General features: G+C 43.4%; 12 protein-coding genes. 5 read left to right on the top strand and 7 right to left on the bottom strand.

What is annotated here, in order from left to right:
• Positions 1 to 18 precede the first annotated feature (18 nt).
• The 3 genes from ACK5MF_RS11950 to ACK5MF_RS11940 are packed head-to-tail and all read left to right on the top strand — an operon-like array spanning position 19 to position 3,940.
• Positions 19 to 2,460, top strand: coding sequence for a DmsA/YnfE/YnfF family dimethyl sulfoxide reductase (locus ACK5MF_RS11950; protein WP_416922494.1), 2,442 nt, complete (start codon positions 19 to 21; stop codon positions 2,458 to 2,460).
• Positions 2,461 to 2,472: 12 nt separating this feature from the next.
• Positions 2,473 to 3,093 carry a DMSO/selenate family reductase complex B subunit gene (locus tag ACK5MF_RS11945; protein ID WP_416922492.1) on the top strand — a complete coding sequence of 207 codons (621 nt, stop codon included), beginning with the start codon at positions 2,473 to 2,475 and terminating at the stop codon, positions 3,091 to 3,093.
• A 1-nt stretch (position 3,094) separates the two neighbouring features.
• A complete protein-coding gene (locus ACK5MF_RS11940; protein ID WP_416922490.1) occupies positions 3,095 to 3,940 on the top strand; it encodes a dimethyl sulfoxide reductase anchor subunit family protein in 846 nt (281 codons plus the stop codon).
• Positions 3,941 to 4,003: 63 nt separating this feature from the next.
• Here the strand turns inward: ACK5MF_RS11940 and ACK5MF_RS11935 are convergent, their stop codons facing one another.
• The 3 genes from ACK5MF_RS11935 to ACK5MF_RS11925 form a co-directional block, all read right to left on the bottom strand.
• Positions 4,004 to 4,516 carry a L,D-transpeptidase family protein gene (locus tag ACK5MF_RS11935; protein WP_416922488.1) on the bottom strand — a complete coding sequence of 171 codons (513 nt, stop codon included), beginning with the start codon at positions 4,514 to 4,516 and terminating at the stop codon, positions 4,004 to 4,006.
• A gap of 35 nt (positions 4,517 to 4,551) precedes the next feature.
• The gene (rlmC, locus tag ACK5MF_RS11930) at positions 4,552 to 5,688 is read right to left on the bottom strand and encodes a 23S rRNA (uracil(747)-C(5))-methyltransferase RlmC (protein WP_416922486.1); all 1,137 of its coding nucleotides are present in this window, start codon (positions 5,686 to 5,688) and stop codon (positions 4,552 to 4,554) included.
• A 66-nt stretch (positions 5,689 to 5,754) separates the two neighbouring features.
• Positions 5,755 to 6,663 carry a DUF808 domain-containing protein gene (locus tag ACK5MF_RS11925; RefSeq protein ID WP_416922485.1) on the bottom strand — a complete coding sequence of 303 codons (909 nt, stop codon included), beginning with the start codon at positions 6,661 to 6,663 and terminating at the stop codon, positions 5,755 to 5,757.
• A gap of 120 nt (positions 6,664 to 6,783) precedes the next feature.
• On the opposite strand from ACK5MF_RS11925, the gene ACK5MF_RS11920 reads away from it, so the two are divergent.
• Positions 6,784 to 7,713 carry a M14 family metallocarboxypeptidase gene (locus tag ACK5MF_RS11920; protein WP_416922483.1) on the top strand — a complete coding sequence of 310 codons (930 nt, stop codon included), beginning with the start codon at positions 6,784 to 6,786 and terminating at the stop codon, positions 7,711 to 7,713.
• On the opposite strand, the gene ACK5MF_RS11915 is transcribed toward ACK5MF_RS11920, so the two are convergent.
• The 4 genes from ACK5MF_RS11915 to ACK5MF_RS11900 all read right to left on the bottom strand — a co-directional run bounded on the left by ACK5MF_RS11915 (position 7,702) and on the right by ACK5MF_RS11900 (position 13,759).
• Positions 7,702 to 8,493, bottom strand: coding sequence for an AraC family transcriptional regulator (locus ACK5MF_RS11915; protein WP_416922481.1), 792 nt, complete (start codon positions 8,491 to 8,493; stop codon positions 7,702 to 7,704). The two genes, ACK5MF_RS11920 and ACK5MF_RS11915, sit on opposite strands and share 12 nt — an antisense overlap.
• A gap of 149 nt (positions 8,494 to 8,642) precedes the next feature.
• Positions 8,643 to 10,703, bottom strand: a complete 2,061-nt coding sequence (locus ACK5MF_RS11910; RefSeq protein WP_416922479.1) for a diguanylate cyclase domain-containing protein — start codon at positions 10,701 to 10,703, stop codon at positions 8,643 to 8,645.
• Between the two features lie 27 nt (positions 10,704 to 10,730).
• On the bottom strand, positions 10,731 to 12,725 hold the full coding sequence (locus tag ACK5MF_RS11905; protein ID WP_416922476.1) for a GGDEF domain-containing protein: 1,995 nt from the start codon (positions 12,723 to 12,725) through the stop codon (positions 10,731 to 10,733).
• Between the two features lie 53 nt (positions 12,726 to 12,778).
• Positions 12,779 to 13,759, bottom strand: a complete 981-nt coding sequence (locus ACK5MF_RS11900) for a putative bifunctional diguanylate cyclase/phosphodiesterase (RefSeq protein WP_416922474.1) — start codon at positions 13,757 to 13,759, stop codon at positions 12,779 to 12,781.
• Positions 13,760 to 13,911: 152 nt separating this feature from the next.
• Here ACK5MF_RS11900 and ACK5MF_RS11895 point away from each other — a divergent pair.
• The coding region (locus ACK5MF_RS11895) for a DUF4277 domain-containing protein (RefSeq protein WP_416922472.1) at positions 13,912 to 14,247 on the top strand (336 nt) is incomplete at its 3' end.

Below are 14,247 nucleotides of genomic sequence, written 5' to 3'. Positions count from 1 at the left end.
ATGTTGAGGCATCCAACTATGACGAAACAAAAACAGCAATCTGAATTAATGAGCCTGACTCGTCGTGGGTTTATTAAAGCGACGTCTGCCGTAGGTGGCGCGGCAGCGTTAGCCAGTGGTATTAGCCTACCTTTTAAATCGAGTTCAGTGAATGCAGCTGAGCCTGTTAACGACGAAAAAGTTATTTGGAGTGCATGTACCGTCAACTGCGGTTCTCGTTGTCCACTGCGTATGCATGTGCAAAATGGTGAAATAAAATACGTTGAAACAGATAACACTGGTGATGACAAATTTGGCAATAGCCCGCAAGTTCGCGCCTGTTTGCGTGGTCGTTCTATGCGTCGACGTGTTTACAACCCAGATCGTTTGAAGTATCCAATGAAACGTGTGGGTAAACGTGGTGAAGGCAAATTTAAACGTATTAGCTGGGAAGAAGCATACGATGAAATTGCTGAAACGATGAAACGTTTGATCAAAGATTACGGTAATGACTCTATCTACCTGAATTATGGTACAGGTACGCTAGGTGGTACCGTGACTAAATCATGGCCGCCAGCATCCACTCTTGTCGCGCGTTTAATGAATCTATGTGGTGGTTACTTAAATCATTATGGTGACTACTCCACAGCCCAAATCGCGGAGGGTTTACACCATACCTATGGTGGCTGGGCACTGAACAACTCGTTCTCTGATCTGGCAAATACTAAACTGAATATTCAATTTGGTAATAATCCAGCCGAAACACGTATGTCTGGCGGAGGCTTAATACATCACTATGTAGAGAGCAAAAATAAGTCGAATGCCAGAACTATCATTATCGATCCGCGTTACACCGATACTGCTGGCGGTCGAGAAGATCAGTGGATCCCAATCCGCCCTTCTACCGATGCGGCACTAGTCGCTGCTTTAGCGCACGTATTAATTACTGAAGATTTAGTTGATCAAGCTTTCCTTGATAAATATTGTGTCGGTTATGACGAGAAAACTCTCCCTAAATCAGCACCTAAAAACAGTGACTATAAGTCATACATTTTAGGCAAAGGTGAAGATGGTGTAGAAAAAACACCGCAATGGGCATCGAAAATTACCGGTATCCCTGTTGATACCATTGTTAAACTCGCGCGTGAAATGGGTACAAGTAAGCCTTGTGCTATCCATCAAGGTTGGGGGTTACAACGTACTTCTAATGGTGAGTTAGCTTCGCGTGCGATTGCTATGCTATCGCTGTTAACTGGCTCTGTGGGTGTTACAGGCGGTTCAACTGGTGCGCGTGAAAGTGATATCAGCATCCCGTTTGTACGCTTTCCAAAAGTAGCAAATCCAATCAAAACATCCATTTCAATGTTCTTATGGACAGATGCTATCTATCGTCACCATGAAATGACAGATAAAACCGATGGTGTTCGCGGTGCAGAGCGTTTAGCAAATCCAATCAAAATGATATGGAACTACGCAGGTAACTGTCTGGTTAACCAACATGCAGATATCAACCGCACTCACGACATCCTACAAGACGATAAAGCGTGTGAAATGATTGTGGTGATCGATAACCATATGACCTCTTCTGCAAAATACGCGGATATTATCTTGCCTGATTTAACCACATCCGAACAAGATGACTGGGCGATGGATGGCAAAGCATCAAATGCTCCGTATTTTATCTATGCACAAAAAGCCATAGAGCCTCAGTTTGAAGCGAAAGGCATTTATGAAATGTGTTCTGAAATTGCAAAACGCATGGGCGTCGGTGAAGAGTTTACAGAAGGGCGAACTCAGGAAGAGTGGATCGAACATTTGTATGCTGAAACTCGCAAGTTAGATCCTTCATTGCCAACTTTCGAAGAGATGAAAAAGATTGGTATCTATAAGCGTCAGTATCAGCGTGATTTCATTGCTTATGAAAATTTCCGTAAAGATCCACAAGCGAATCCGCTAACCACACCAAGTGGTAAAATTGAAATCTACTCTGAAACATTGGCGAATATTGCGAAAGAGTGGGAATTGAAAGAGGGCGAAGTGATTCACCCACTACCCATTTATGTTGACTCAATTGAAGGTCATAACGACCCGCTTGCTGAGAAGTACCCACTGCAATTAACGGGCTTCCACTACAAGGCGCGTTGTCACTCAACCTACGGTAACGTAGCAGAAATTAAAGCTGTCGCTCGTCAGGAAGTATGGATTAACCCGATTGATGCACAAGAGCGCGGCATTAAGAACGGCGACATGGTAGCCATTTATAACGATCGTGGTGAAGTTCATATTCCGGCTAAAGTGACACCGCGTATTTTGCCTCGTGTTGTTGCGTTAGGTGAAGGTGCCTGGTATTCACCGGATGGTCAGAAGGTGGATCACGCAGGTTCAATCAACGTGTTAACCACTCAGCGTCCAAGTCCGCTTGCCAAGGGTAATCCTCAGCACTCTAACTTGGTTCAAATCAAAGCAGTTAATAAAGCGTAAGGTAGGTTTGTAATGAAACAATATGGCTTTTACATAGATACAAGTAAATGCACAGGTTGTAAAACTTGCCAGCTTGCTTGTAAAGATTACCGCGATTTAGATATCAAGCGTAACTATCGCCGTGTATATGAATATGCTGGTGGTGGTTTTGTGCAAGATGGTAACACATGGATCCAAAAAGATGTGTTCTCATACTACTTATCTATTGCATGTAATCACTGTTCAAACCCTGCTTGTGTCAAGGTGTGTCCGTCGGGTGCAATGCATAAACGTGCAGAAGATGGTTTAGTGGTTGTTAATGAGGATGTGTGTATTGGCTGTCAGCATTGTAGTAATGCTTGCCCTTACGGCGCACCGCAATTTAACAAAGAAAAAGGTCACATGACTAAGTGTGACGGCTGTTATGAACGAGTAGCAGAAGGTAAACAACCTATTTGTGTTGAATCTTGCCCACTACGAGCGCTTGAGTTTGGTGAAATTCAAGTTCTACGTGAGAAATATGGCTCAACGGCTGATGTTGCTCCACTACCATCATCAAGTTTAACCTTGCCAAACATTGTGATTAAGCTAAACAAAAATGCCAAGCCGACTGGCGACACGAGTGGTTTCCTAGCAAACCCGAAGGAGGTTTAAGATGATTTTCCATGAGTATTCTTTAATCTTTTTCACCGTATTAGCTCAAACTGCTGTTGGTGCTTACCTACTTGTCAGCGCTCGTGCTCTAGTTAAGGGATATGATGTTGACCAAATAAACAGTTATAAAGTGCCGATGTTTGTGCTTTGGGCAATTATGGGTCTAGGCTTTTTGTTCTCTCTGACTCACTTAGGCTCACCGTTACGTGCGTTTAACTCCTTTAATCAACTGGGTTCGGCTTGGTTATCAAATGAGGTGTTTTTTGGTGCTGCGTTCTTTGCTGTTGGTGGTCTGCAATGGCTGCTGTCAGTATTGAATAAAGGTAGTGCTGGTGTACAAAAAGCGTTAATGGTTGCGGCGATGGCGATGGGCTGTGTCTTTATGTACTCAATGATCAATGTTTACATGATTGATACCATTCCAACTTGGTTTAATGCATACACCCCGCTGAGTTTTATCATGACGATGGTTGTTGGAGGTTTACTACTCTCACAACTGGTTATCGTTGTTGCTAATGACACTCACTTCACGATCGACCGTAATATCATCATATTGGCATTTGTTGCCGTCACAATCAGTTTGGCTGTAACCGTTGGTAAAGCGAACCTTGTTGGTGATATTCAAAGCTCGGTAGTAAAAGCATCGGAATTGGTTAATGGTTTAGGCTGTTATCTTGGCGTTCAGGTTGTCCTATTATTAGCGGGCTTACTCATATGGGTATTGCCAATGATAAATGAGTCGCGCGTTAATCAGGTCAACTTAGCTATTGCTCTGGTACTGATTTTAGCTTCTGAGTTAGTAGGCCGAGGTTTGTTCTACAGTTTACACATGACAAGTGGGTTGTAGATAATTCTACGTTAAACGACAAAAGGGGTAAGTGTATTCATTACCCCTTTTTGCTACCCAAATCTACCATTCAATCTCTATCGGCGTACCTATCGGCACGAGTGTGATGAATTCATCCATTTCTTGGTTGGTTAATGCGATGCAACCATTGGTCCAATCAAAGCTTTGGATGAAGTTGGGATCACCGTTGAAACCTTCCTTCAAGCCATGAATTTCAACATCACCGCCAGGGTCAACACCGTCAGCTTCTGCGCGCCTTTTATCCCTTAAATTGGGATAATTTAATTTCATTGCACGGTAGAACTGCGATTCTGGAAGAATCTCATCGAGATAATAACGTCCTTCTGGTGTGCGTTGGTCACCTTCTTGCAACTTATGACCTTTAGGGCTTTTACCTAACGCTATTCGATACTGTTTAAATACTTCACCTTGAAAAAGCAAATACATGCGACGCTTGGATTTATCGACTTTGACTAAATCAGCCCTTATCGAATGCTGATGCTGCACTTCAGTTTGTGCAAATGAAACACAGCTAATGGACAGTGATAGAAGAAAAATAAAGAGCCGAAATGCCATAGTACTCATCAACCTTAAAATGCGCCTGCCAATAATCAGTCGCTGCCTCTTACCAATAACGTTAACACCTCTGCGTGGTTGGTATGCGGAAACATATCAAACCATTGAACTTTAACCACTTTGTAGCTCGGTAAGTGCTTCACATCTTCTTTCATGGTGTGAGGATTACAGCTTGAGTAAACAATATGCTTCGGCGCAAGCGCTTCCAACTGGTCCGTCAAACTGCTACCAAGACCTCTGCGTGGTGGATTGACCAGCACAAGATCCGGCGCTGAATTTTGTGAATGAGAGAACTGAGCGGAATCCAACGCAGCAAAACTTAAGTTATCAATACCCATCTCCTGCGCAGAGCGTTCCGCGCTGGCAATCGCTTCCGGCTCAATCTCAATACCAATCACTTCCGTTTTTGGCGTTGAACAATGCAGCGCAAAGCCACCGACACCGCAGAACAGATCCCACATTTTGTTTGGTGCAATTTCCCTTACCCACTCTCTTGCCGTCGCGTAAAGCGATTGTGCAACCTTCGGGTTGGTTTGGAAAAAGCTCTTAGGACGAATAACCAGTGGTACATCGTTGAAGCGCTCAATCAAATACTCTTGTTCGGTCAAAAAGATCTCTTCATCCCCTTCCAAACGCGCCATGTGTATAGGTTGAATATTGACTGAAACTACTTCAATGTTAGGAAAATCTGCGAGCAAGCGGTGCAAATTGTTGGTGATACGCGGTAATACCTCTTTACTGCGTGCCACAAAACGTAACATAAACTTTCCATCGTGCTCACTGCGAGTCAGTAAGATGAATTTCAACTCACCTTTCTTTTTGTTTTTGTTGTACGGAGGGATGCCTGAAATACGGATCCAGTTTTCCAAATAGCTCAGTAATTGCTGTGTTTCTAGCGGATACAATGGGCAATGCGTTAAAGAAAGCGGCTCACCATTAAGCGTGTTTTCGATACCAAGAATAGGTGCATGCGCTGCACCAAGCACCACCATTTTAGCTTTGTTTCTGAAGCGAGTTTCACTGCTAGTGACGGGCGATAACCACTGCTCTGGATTAAGGTCAGCGAGCAAATTCTTCAGCTCGGCATCTTTAACAGAAACCTGTTGTTGATAAGGCTGAGCGCAATTCGTGCAGGAAGTACATAATTGCTGAGTAAAGAACTCGCATTGCATAACAGTTGTCACCCAATTTGGAAAAGCGCTAGTCTATTCGCCTAGCGACAAATCACCAAATAAATATTAATGTCCTTTTAATTTATGGATGATTTCCATACCCGCCACCACAATTAAACCAGCAACAACGCCGATGATGCCATTCAGTAAAGTGGGAACCAAGGCATTAACCAAGCTTAAGTCAGGCAGTTTCATAATAATAGGTTCGACCCAGTGATGAATGAACGGCACGTTATGAACAACAATGCCGCCACCGACCAAGAACATTGCTGCGGTACCAACAACAGTCAGACCTTTCATTAGCTTAGGCGCAAACGAAACCAGCACGCCACCCAATTTTGCTAACAAACCCTCACCTTTAGATTTCCTTTCCAGATAAAAGCCAAGGTCATCGAGTTTCACAATACCAGCTACTAAACCATAAACGCCTACCGTCATAATAATGGCGATAAGGCTTACCACTACGATTTGCGTCATCATCTCTTTGCCTTGCACTGTACCCAAAGCAATCACGATAATTTCAGCAGAAAGAATAAAGTCGGTACGAATTGCACCACCTATTTTACTTTTTTCGTACTCTTCAACGCTGACTTGTTTTAGTTCAGCCATTGCCTCTTCTGGCTCTTTTTGCGGAGCAGAATGAAACAGCTTCTCTAGCACTTTTTCTGCACCTTCAAAGCAGAGAAATAGACCACCTAGCAGCAATAAAGGCATAATCAGCCAAGGAACAAAAGAGCTGATCACCAATGCCGCAGGTACAAGGATCATTTTATTACGAAACGAGCCTTTCGCCACCGACCACACCACCGGTATTTCTCGTTCTGCAGCCACACCAGAAACCTGCTGGGCATTCAGGGCCAAATCATCACCTAACACGCCCGCCGTTTTCTTTGCTGCCACTTTCGACATCACAGCCACATCATCAAGCACAGTTGCAATATCGTCTAACAAAGTGAGTAAGCTAGCTCCAGCCATATAAGATTCTCTTTTGGGTTTGAACAAAACAACAGGTAACATAGCAGCCTGTCAGAAATGATGAAACATCTTTAACAACGCTCATCCTATGGCATGAGAATAATTATTCCAAGGAAAGTAATGAACAATTCACAAGCTTACCCAATCGGAACCCCTGGTCAAAAATGGGGAGAGGATGAACGCCTACAATGGCGAGCAACCACAACCATTAAACGTGAATATCAACAACAAGTTGTAGCAAAAATCAAAGCGCTGGAAAACGAATTTGTTGTGCAGCAGTATGGTGCCTTGTCATATGACAAAGAGCGTTACCCGTTGTTCGCGATTAAGAGCAAGAATTGGCATGAGAATAAACCCACCGTATTAATTACCGGTGGTGTTCACGGCTACGAAACCAGTGGCGTTCATGGCGCACTGAAATTCATGGCTACCGAAGCCAAGCGCTACCAGCAGCACTTCAATATTATTGCAGCACCTTGTGTCAGCCCTTGGGGATACGAAACCATCAACCGCTGGAATCCAAACGCGATTGACCCTAACCGTTCGTTTTATGCTGATAGCCCTGCGGAAGAGGCAGCCAATCTGATGGCATTAGTCGCCAGCCTGCCGCAAGAAGTATTGGTTCATATCGATTTACATGAAACCACAGACACTGATGAAACAGAATTTCGCCCGGCTTTAGCGGCTCGCGATGGTATCGCCTACCAAGCCGACAGCATTCCAGACGGTTTTTACACCGTTGGCGACACTGAATTGCCACAACTTGAGTTCCAAGCGGCGGTTATTGCATCGGTTGCGAAAGTGACGCACATTGCTCCGGCTGATGCCAATGGACAGATCATCGGCTCAGATGTGGTTCAACAGGGTGTGATTCTTTACCCAATGAAGAAACTTGGGCTATGCGGTGGCGTAACCAATTGCCAATACGGCACAACAACAGAAGTCTACCCTGACAGCCCAAAAGTAACCGACGAGGAGTGTAACGACGCTCAGGTTGCTGCTGTGGTTGGGGCGCTGGATTATGTTATTCGTAAAGTTTCAGGTCAATAACCGGTTCTTATACTGCTCCGGCGTCTGTCCGGAGTATTTTTTAAACATCGCGATAAACGGGCTGGCTTGGTTGTATCCCAATGTCAGTGCAACCTCTTTCACCGACTGCCCGCTACGCAGCAAATCCATGGAATGGAGATAGCGAACACGCAATCGCCACTCGGTAAAACTCATACCGAGCTCCGTTTGACAATAGCGGGCAAGTGTTCGCTCAGTCGCGTGCACTCGCTCTGCCCATTGTTGCAAACTGGTGTTATCGGTCGGATTCTCTTCCACCGCCGCTAAGATCGGTGCCAGATATTTATGATGACTCGACGGTAAAAAGTGCTGCTGCATTTCTCGTGTCGCAAGCTGGTCAATCAATACCTGTAACAGACGTTTATCTTCATCACTTTCTGCCACACTGATTTCACGCATACGAAAATCGTCGATGATTGCGGTGACTATCGGCGTAACGGTAATCAGACTCGTATTGGTCGGGAAAGCGTGTGTCATTTCCAGCGAAATATTGATTGAACAGTAATCCAGAGGCTTTCGATTGAAACTCTTATGGCGCGTTCCCGCTGGCACCCATATCGCAAGATGTGGCGGTGCTAGGAATCGGGTATCTTCCGCTTCCATTTCCAATATACCACCAGCGATAAGCTGAACTTGACCCCAAGAGTGACTGTGAACCCGCGTTTCTGTGTTTGATAGGAAGGCTTCAAAGTTCATAAACACTTCAGAAGGTGCTTTAGCTATGGTTAGCGAGGGATGGAGATTTCGCGCCGGTTTCTTCACTCTGCTTTCCTTGTCGAGTTATTTCTCTTTAACGAGCTACTGTTCTGTAACGAGCCATGTCTTTTTAACGACATTTATCAGACTAAAGACTCTAAACGAGATGAAGAGAGAATTCAAAACAAGAGCGCGAATAATAATATTACACTGCCTCAAATAAGACCTTTTTTATGCTGATACATTTTGACATCAGCCAGGTTCAGTGCTGCATCCAAAGACATGTCTTGATTAATAGCAACCACCCCTGCCGATGTTTTAACCAACATATTGATGCCGCGTTGCTCATTAGCAAAATAAAACTCACAAATATCGGCTAAAGAAGGAGCGGATTTCAATTTTGCGACCAGAATAAATTCGTCACCACCAATACGATAAGCTTGTCCCGGCCAGTGACGCTTGATCTGTTTTGCCAGTTGTTTCAGAACACTATCACCTATCTGGTGCCCATAGGTATCATTGATAGACTTAAATTTATTGATATCTAAGTAGACAAACAGCAAATTGTTACTCACCCCTCGACGGTAACGAAAATTCAAGGCTCGTCGGTTTTTCAAATGGGTTAAATCATCAATCATAGAGCGTCGATAAAAAATCACAACAAACCCCATAACCACAATCAACCCAAGCAGAAAGATCATCTGATTATATTTTTGTGCTTGATTTTGTTTAACTGTGGTGTGATACCAATCTGGCACAGCGTCGTATTTACTAACGATTTTAGGAATATCAATCAGCTGCATAGCCGCAGAGAAGAAGGTGGCTAGTTTTTCACCCTCTTCATTAGCGGGAAAGCCGATCGACAGATTATAAGAATAAACCGGCCCTATTGCTCTGTCTTCTTCAATCGGCAGAATCTGTTTCGATTCGCGTAAAAATTGATTAAATGTCACCCGGGTAACAAAGATATAGTCGACCTTGTTATCCAATAATGCCTGTAACATGGCTGGTTGACTTTTATAGGTATAAAGCGTCTTGCCCGGTAGCATCTTATTCAATAATGTTTCAAAAAACTTCCCTTGTAATACACCAATACGCTCACCAACTAATTCTGAGATTGTGTGGTATGCATTATGGTTGTAACCTTTTCTCTTCACCAAAATTGCGTTCGGGCTGTAATAAGGTTTGCTAAAATTAAATAATTGCTCTCGTTCTTTGGTTATTGCCATAGGCAGTAGTAAGTCAATCTTTTGTTGTTGCAAGTCTTGATACATCTGCTTCCATGGTTCATCCCACTCATTGACCAACAAACAAGAGATGTGTAATAAATCGCACGCTTGAAAAGCAATATCAGAGGCGATCCCTTCAACACCTCCCCCAGCCTGAAAAGCAGAGAATAGAGCATTATCTTCTACTTTCATCCGATAGCTGCGGTTGACATCCAAACCACTATTTTGAAATTGCAAGGCGAGTGTTTGTTTGCGGATATTGAGATGATAGAACTCACCCACTTCACGGATTTTTCTCTGTATCTCTTCACCACGTACCGTTTCAGCTAACTGATTGAGCAATTCAGGATGGCGACCTTTAGGAGCAATGAGTCTTGCCGGAGGCATGGATAACTGATGGTTAACAAGAATCGCAAAGCTCCCTTCCAGCAGCAGATCCAGGCTTGATAGTGTCGTAAGGATACCGTCTACCTGGTGAGAATTCAGTAATTCGTAAGCCTGTTCAAAGCTATTAAACATTTCCAGACGAACGTTCGGATAATCCCGGTGCAGAATATCAGCATAGACGGTGCCATAGGGCACGGCGACACGCTCTATTTCATCGATCTCTTTTGGCTGATTATAAAAATAAAGTGAGTAAATAACATTGGTCGGGTCGGAAAAATCGAGCAGCCCGGCACGCTCTTCAAGATAAACAAAATTGGCGGCAAAATCCGCTTCGCCACGGATCACCGATGAGAGCGTGTCACTCATACTTGTGTGCCAATCGTAGTCAAACTCCAGACCTAATTTCTCTTCCAGAGCTTGAAACAGCGTTAATGCCACCACATCACCTGAAGTAATCGCAATGCGATAGCGTTCAGGAGTCACAGCAGCGAAGCTTGTATTACAAATTATCAGTAGTAAAACAATCCAAACTCGCAAAATCAATTCACCAGTAAAACAGCCTTTATCCGCCCCCATTTTACCTTGCTTAACGAACCGGCTCAGTGCACCCGAAAGTGAACTTAACGTAGGAAATATCTCAATATTGCAAGATTGAATCATACTGACGACTTTTAATACCCAAGGAACCTAGGCGCTATTTTTCTTCTCGGTATGCCGTTGTTGCTTCATTTGATACATTGCGACATCGGCTTGGTGCATAGCATGATCAATATCCACAGCCACCTTGTTTCCTGTTACGATACCAAAGGAAGTCTTAACCTTGATTTGCACACCATTATCTGAATTGACATAGTCGAACTGACCGATATCAATCATCAGTGAGGAGAGTTCATCTTCATCCAGTTTGCCAATCAAAATAAACTCATCACCACCGATACGGTAAGCTCGTCCCGGCCACTGTTTCTTAATCATCTTGCTCAGAAAGATCAATATCTGATCACCGATCTTATGCCCATAATTATCATTGATATGTTTGAAGCGGTTAACGTCCATGTACACTAAAACCTGACCAGCAGTTAACCCCTTACGGTGATAGCGGTATAACGCTGCACGATTATTGAGTTTGGTCAAATCATCAATCATAGCCCGACGATACCAGGTCCAGCCACCAAGCAATAAAACAACCAAGACAACACTAAAAGCGATTTGCATACGCTGAGCGGCCTTTTGTTGCAGAAACAGATTGGTCTGCCAGTCTTTTTGCTGTTTATATTTATTAATGATCGCTTCAACATCTAGGAGTTTAATCGCCAACGTGAAGAGTGATTCCAGCTTTGCTCCCTGCTCCGAGCGCGTGAAACCAATGCTGTGGTTGTAGGAATGGAAAACACCGATAAGTTCATCTTTCACTATGGGTAGCAGGTATTCACTATCACTGAGCAACTTACGGTAAGACATCTGTGTCATGGTAATATAATCAACGTCGCCATTAATTAGCGCTTCAATTTGGTCTCGCTGAGAATGAAAAGTATAAATATTGCTTGTCGGTAACTTTTGGCTGAGTAACTGATCGAAAAACGCGCCTTCAATCACCCCGATACGTTCCGCCAACATCTCATTCACCGAACGATAAACCCGATTTTTATACCCCTGACGCTTTACCATAATGGCTTGTGGCTGATAATAGTAGCGACTGAAGTAAAAATCTTCGCTCCGCGTTTTTGTCTCCACGATGGGCGTAAGCAAATCAATATCACCGCTTTTAAGCTCATTGTACATATGCTGCCAGGCTTCACCAGATTTACTGACAATGTCACAGCGTAATTGCATAAGTTCACAGCTTTGGGCGACCACTTCAGCACTAATGCCATCCACCTTACCATTTGGATGGTAGTTAACATAAAGGGGATAATCCTCCAATTTAACCCGTAAAGGTTTAGAAGGGTCGATACCTTTAGCAACAACCAATTGCTGTAAAACACGTTTTTGCATCGCATGCTGATAACGCGCGACCCGTTCACGCAACAGTTCTTGCACCTCTTTGGACTGGAACAACTGCGCCAGTTGTGCCAATAACTCAGGCTCTTTACCCTTAGTAGCAATGACAGAAACCGGCGGTATCACCATACGGTGGTTAACCATAAAGGGAATATAGTTCTGCTCCACCATAGCACTCATATGATTGATGGAGCCCAACACACCATCAACCTGACCACTTTCCAGCAATGCGATCGCTTCCGACAATTCGCTGAATTCAGTAACGCTCAATTGATCGTTATACTGCTGAACATTACGCAGGTATTCACTTCCTTTTCTGATGGCAACACGACTCACATCATTTTCAGTAAAACGCATATTCTTGTAGTAAAAGAAAGCAGACATGACATTCGTCGGTTCAGAAAATGCCACCCGCTGCTGACGTTGTTCGTTATAGCTGATGTTAGCCGCGAAATCGGCCTCGCCACGTTCCACCGCGTCGATCACCTGCAAATGTGAAGAATAATTGACGTATTCAACACCAATGGCTAATTTTTTAGCCGCATAATCAAACAGGATATGACTGGTAAAATCGTCACCCCAGGTCGCGACTTTATAAACCGGCTGGGCAAACACAGGAAGTAGCCACATGCTCAAAGCAATAATGACCAGTTTGCGCATAATATATAAAAAATTGCTCATCATAAGGATAATTCGCCGATTACGGAACATGGATTAAATGAGTCATTCATAATAATTTATTTGGCAGAACCATTAATTTTTTCTATATTTTCATTGATCGTGTTGAGCAGTTCTTTAAAACCGACCGGTTTAGAAAAGTAATACCCTTGCAGCAAATGGCAGGCTAAATTGGTTAAAATCTGCGACTGTTCTTGCGTCTCAACACCTTCAGCAACAATGGTTAACTCTTTAATATTCGCCACAGCAAAAATACTTTTCACTAATTTGTAAGCATCCTCGTCTTTGGCCAAATCGTTAATAAAGCTCTTATCAATCTTAATTTCGTCAACCGGTAACTTCGACAAATAGCTCAGCGATGAGTAACCCGTACCAAAATCATCAATTGAAAATTTAATACCAAACGCTTTTAGTTGTTCAATAATGACGACGGTGCCCGGCACATCCCCGAGGAACGTCCCTTCGGTGATTTCAAAAACCAGGCGGTGTGGGTCTATACCTGTCTGGTTAATGGTCCGCATCGTGTTCTCAACAAATCCCTTGCTCATCAACTGACTGGGTGAAATATTGACCGAAATCGTCAGAGCATTTTCACCATTCGGGCTAATTTCCTGTATATCAGCACAAGCCCGATTGATCACAAAATCACAAATATCGCCGATGATCCCTTTCTTCTCGGCGATAGGAATAAAGTCTGTCGGTGAAATCTGACCTAACTCTTCATTTTCCCAACGTATCAATGCCTCAACACCAATAATTTTGCCGCTTAGCGAGCTGACCTGAGGTTGGTAGTGAATATAAAATTCATTATTATCTAATGCAGTATTCAGTAGATTAGAAATTTTAAAATGGCGCTCAGAAGTCAGCGACATAAACGATGAATAGGTAACAGTAAACACATTATTGGCTTTGATATACTTCATCGCCAATTCGGCATTACGCACAATAATAGAGCCGAGAATATTTCTATTCTTAAAGTTAACCAGTGAATTTCGCACACGTAAGGTGATCGGCTCCCCGCAAACCAAAATATTGTTCAAAAATTCATGCTGTTTTTCGAACCGTTATTCCGCAGCTAATTTGAGATTTAAAATAGTGTGATCCCGTGATCACTAATGATAAAAAATGTAAGCACGCTCTTGACCCCGATCCTCAGTTTTGATCTATTACTGTTATTTAAGGGTCGCTCACTATGCCTATTTCACAACCTGTCATTAAACGCTTAGATCACCTTGGATTAGTTGCTGCTTTTTGTCATGAAGTTGGCTTACCTCGTATTATTGACCGGATTATTCCTAAAACGTCTGACCACAATGTCTCTCACGGTGATGCCGTACTCGCTATGATCCTGAACGGATTAGGCTTTCACAGTCGAACACTGCATATGTTTTCCGACTTTTTTGAGACAAAACCGATTGCACGATTGCTCGCGAAAGACATTGAAGCCCACCATTTAACGGATGACGTCCTTGGCCGGACACTAGACGCTTTGTTTGAGGCTGATGTTTCACTTTTATATCAAGCTATT

Origin of the sequence: Vibrio sp., assembly GCF_047973365.1 — a bacterium.
Taxonomy (GTDB): domain Bacteria; phylum Pseudomonadota; class Gammaproteobacteria; order Enterobacterales; family Vibrionaceae; genus Vibrio.
The sequence above is the reverse complement of the archived record's forward strand: the minus strand, read 5'-3'. Positions and strand labels throughout refer to the sequence as shown.